1 protein-coding gene is annotated in these 261 nt (G+C 64.4%); it reads left to right on the plus strand.

The window, feature by feature from the left end; translation table 11 throughout:
- Positions 1 to 21: 21 nt before the first annotated feature.
- Positions 22 to 261, plus strand: a 240-nt coding sequence (locus ACQ4LH_RS21695; protein WP_430699006.1) for a LysR family transcriptional regulator, incomplete at its 3' end; no start/stop codon positions are given.

The raw sequence follows: 261 nt of genomic DNA on the forward strand, positions 1-261 counted from the left end.
ATGGAGTTGCGATCAGCGTGCATGGGTATTGGCCTCTTTGCTGTAGCTAATGACGCCGCTGAAGATGCGCTGACGCAGGAAGGCAACCTGACCCGCGCCGCCGAGCGCCTGCACCTGAGCCAATCGACGGTGAGCAACGCCCTCGCCCGCCTGCGCCAACAGCTGGGCGAAGAGCTGTTCCAGCGCACCGCCCGCGGCATGACACCCACCGCCCGCGCCCAGGCGCTGTATGTACCCTGTCTCTTATACACATCTCCGAGC

It is taken from the genome of Pseudomonas peli (assembly GCF_050563605.1).
Taxonomy (GTDB): Bacteria; Pseudomonadota; Gammaproteobacteria; order Pseudomonadales; family Pseudomonadaceae; genus Aquipseudomonas; species Aquipseudomonas peli_A.